The 2682-nt window shown below is 73.1% G+C and carries 2 protein-coding genes; both read left to right on the top strand.

Going from position 1 to position 2682, the window contains the following annotated elements; genetic code table 11:
- The coding region (locus KN815_RS37175; protein ID WP_216346256.1) for an ATP-binding cassette domain-containing protein at positions 1–874 on the top strand (874 nt) is incomplete at its 5' end.
- On the top strand, positions 871–2652 hold the full coding sequence (locus KN815_RS37180) for an ABC transporter ATP-binding protein (RefSeq protein ID WP_216346257.1): 1782 nt from the start codon (positions 871–873) through the stop codon (positions 2650–2652). The genes KN815_RS37175 and KN815_RS37180, both read left to right, overlap by 4 nt.
- Positions 2653–2682 lie beyond the last annotated feature (30 nt).

Here is a 2682-nt window from a genome sequence, read left to right on the forward strand (position 1 = left end):
CGGGGCCACCGCACCGCTCGGCGGGGATCTGTACGACCCGGCGAGCGGGATGCTGGCGCCCGGCGGGCTGCTGACCGCTGTGGTGTGCGGCGACCCGGACGCGGCGGGGCGGCTGGCCGACCGGCTCGGCGGACATCCCACCCACGACGGCCTGGGCGACGGGGACCACGACCGGGCACCGTCGGCGCTGCTGGGCGGGGTCGCCCTGGACGAGGTGCCGCTGACCGCGGCGCGCGCGGCGGTGCTGGTGCAGGACAAGGATCCGGTGCTGCTGTCGGGGGCGCTCGCCGAGCTGCTGGATGTGCCGAGGTCCGGCGAGGTCACGGCGGATAAGGCGCTCGAGGCGGCCCAGTGCGGCGATGTGCTGGACGCGCTGGCGCAGGCGTCGGCGGCCGAGGGGGATGACGCCGGACCCATGCACACCCGGATCACCGAGCGTGGCCGCTCGCTGTCGGGTGGCCAGCGGCAGCGGCTGGCACTGGCCCGCTCGCTGGTGACCGATCCGGAGGTGCTGGTGCTGGACGAGCCGACCTCGGCGGTGGACTCGCATACCGAGGCGCGGATCGCCGACGGGGTGCGGGAGCTGCGGGCTGGCCGGACGACCATCGTGCTCACCTCCAGCCCGCTGCTGCTGGACCGGGCCGACCGGGTGGTGTTCGTGCCCGACGGCGAGGCGGCGGGGGTGGGCACCCATCGTGAACTGCTGTGCAGCGATCCCGCGTATCGCGCGGTCGTCACCCGCGAGCCGGAGGACGAGGCCGCCGGGCGGCGGGCCGGGCGGGGCACCGGACCGGCCGGACACGGCCTGAAGGACACCGGACGCGGTCTGAAGGACATCGCGCGGATCGAGGAACAGATCGAGGAGTCGGCATGATCGGCGTGGCACCGCCCGTCTATGACCCGGCCGCACCAGAGTCGGCGACGACGCTGCCGGTCGGCACACCCACCACCGTGCGGGCCTATGTGCGTGAGCTGCTGCGGCGGCATCGGGCCGCGTTCACCGTGCTGATGGTCGTGAACGCGACCGCGGTGATCGCCTCCATGGTCGGCCCCCAGTTGCTGGGGGGCCTGGTCGAGGACCTCTCCCAGGGGAAGGAGAATCTCCACATCGGCCGCATCGTGGCGCTGTTCACGGTGGCGCTGGTGGTGCAGACCGTGTTCGTCCGGATGGTGCGGCTGCGCGGGGCGGTGCTGGGCGAGGAAATGCTGGCGGATCTGCGGGAGGACTTTCTCGTACGGTCGGTGGGTCTGCCCCCGGGAGTGCTGGAGCGGGCCGGGACCGGGGATCTGCTCTCCAGGATCACCACCGATATCGACCGGCTGGCGAACGCGATGCGCGAGGCCGTGCCGCAACTGGCCATCGGCGTGGTGTGGACCGGGCTGCTGCTCGGCGCGCTGACCCTGACCGCTCCCCCACTGGGTCTCGCGGTGCTGGTGGCGCTTCCGGTGCTGGTGATCGGCTGTCGCTGGTACTACCGCCGCGCGCCGAGCGCCTACCGCTCCGAGGCGGCCGGCTACGCGGCGGTGTCCGCGTCCCTCACCGAGAGCGTGGACGCCGGGCGGACCGTCGAGGCCCACCGGCTGGGCGACCGGCGGATCGCCCAGTCCGAACTGCGCATCAAGCAGTGGACCGCGTGGGAGCGCTATACGCTCTGGCTGCGCTCGGTGCTCTTCCCGGTGATCAATGTGAGCTACACGCTGATCACCGGTTCGGTGCTGATGATCGGCGGCGTCTGTGTGATGCGCGGCTGGATGTCGATCGGCGAGCTGACCACCGGGGCGCTGCTGTCGCAGATGCTGGTCGAGCCGATCGGGCTGATCCTGCGCTGGTACGACGAGCTCCAGGTCGCGCAGGTGTCGCTGGCCCGGCTGGTGGGCGTGCGGGAGATCGAGGAGGGCCCCGCCGACGCGGGGGTGCTCCCCGGCGGCCGTGAGGTGCGGGCGGACGAGGTGCGGTTCGGATACCACGAGGGCAGCGATGTGCTGCACGAGGTGTCCATGAAGGTGCCCCCGGGAACGCGGCTGGCGCTGGTGGGCCCCTCCGGGGCGGGGAAGTCCACCCTGGGGCGGCTGCTGGCCGGGATCTACTCCCCGCGCACCGGCCGGGTGACGCTGGGCGGGGCGGAGCTGGCGCGGATGCCCACCGAGCGGGTGCGTGAGCATGTGGCCCTGGTCAACCAGGAGCACCATGTCTTCGTGGGCTCGTTGCGTGACAATCTGCTGCTGGCCCGCGCCGTCGCCAAGGACGCCGAGCTGTGGGCGGCGCTGGGCGCGGTGGACGCCGACGGCTGGGCCCGCGCACTGGACGAGGGCCTGGACACCGAGGTCGGATCGGGCGGTCTGGCGCTCACTCCCGCACAGGCGCAACAGATCGCGCTGGCCCGGCTGGTGCTCGCCGATCCGCATACGCTGGTGCTGGACGAGGCCACCTCGCTGCTGGACCCGCGGGCGGCGCGCCATCTGGAGCGGTCGCTGGGCCGGGTGCTGGAGGGCAGGACCGTGGTGGCGATCGCCCACCGGCTGCACACCGCGCATGACGCGGATGTGATCGCCGTGGTCGAGAGCGGCCGGATCACCGAGCTGGGCAGCCATGACGAACTCGTCGCGGCGGACGGAGCCTACGCCGCGCTGTGGCGCTCCTGGCATCAGTGACGAGGGTGGCCGCGCCCCGGCGCGGCCACC

Source organism: Streptomyces niphimycinicus (genome assembly GCF_018883605.1).
GTDB classification, from domain to species: domain Bacteria; phylum Actinomycetota; class Actinomycetes; order Streptomycetales; family Streptomycetaceae; genus Streptomyces; species Streptomyces niphimycinicus.

Bases quoted from the DNA above. Each gene is read 5' to 3' on its own strand.
- KN815_RS37180 (WP_216346257.1), top strand. From the start codon at position 871: ATGATCGGCGTGGCACCGCCCGTCTATGACCCGGCCGCACCAGAGTCG.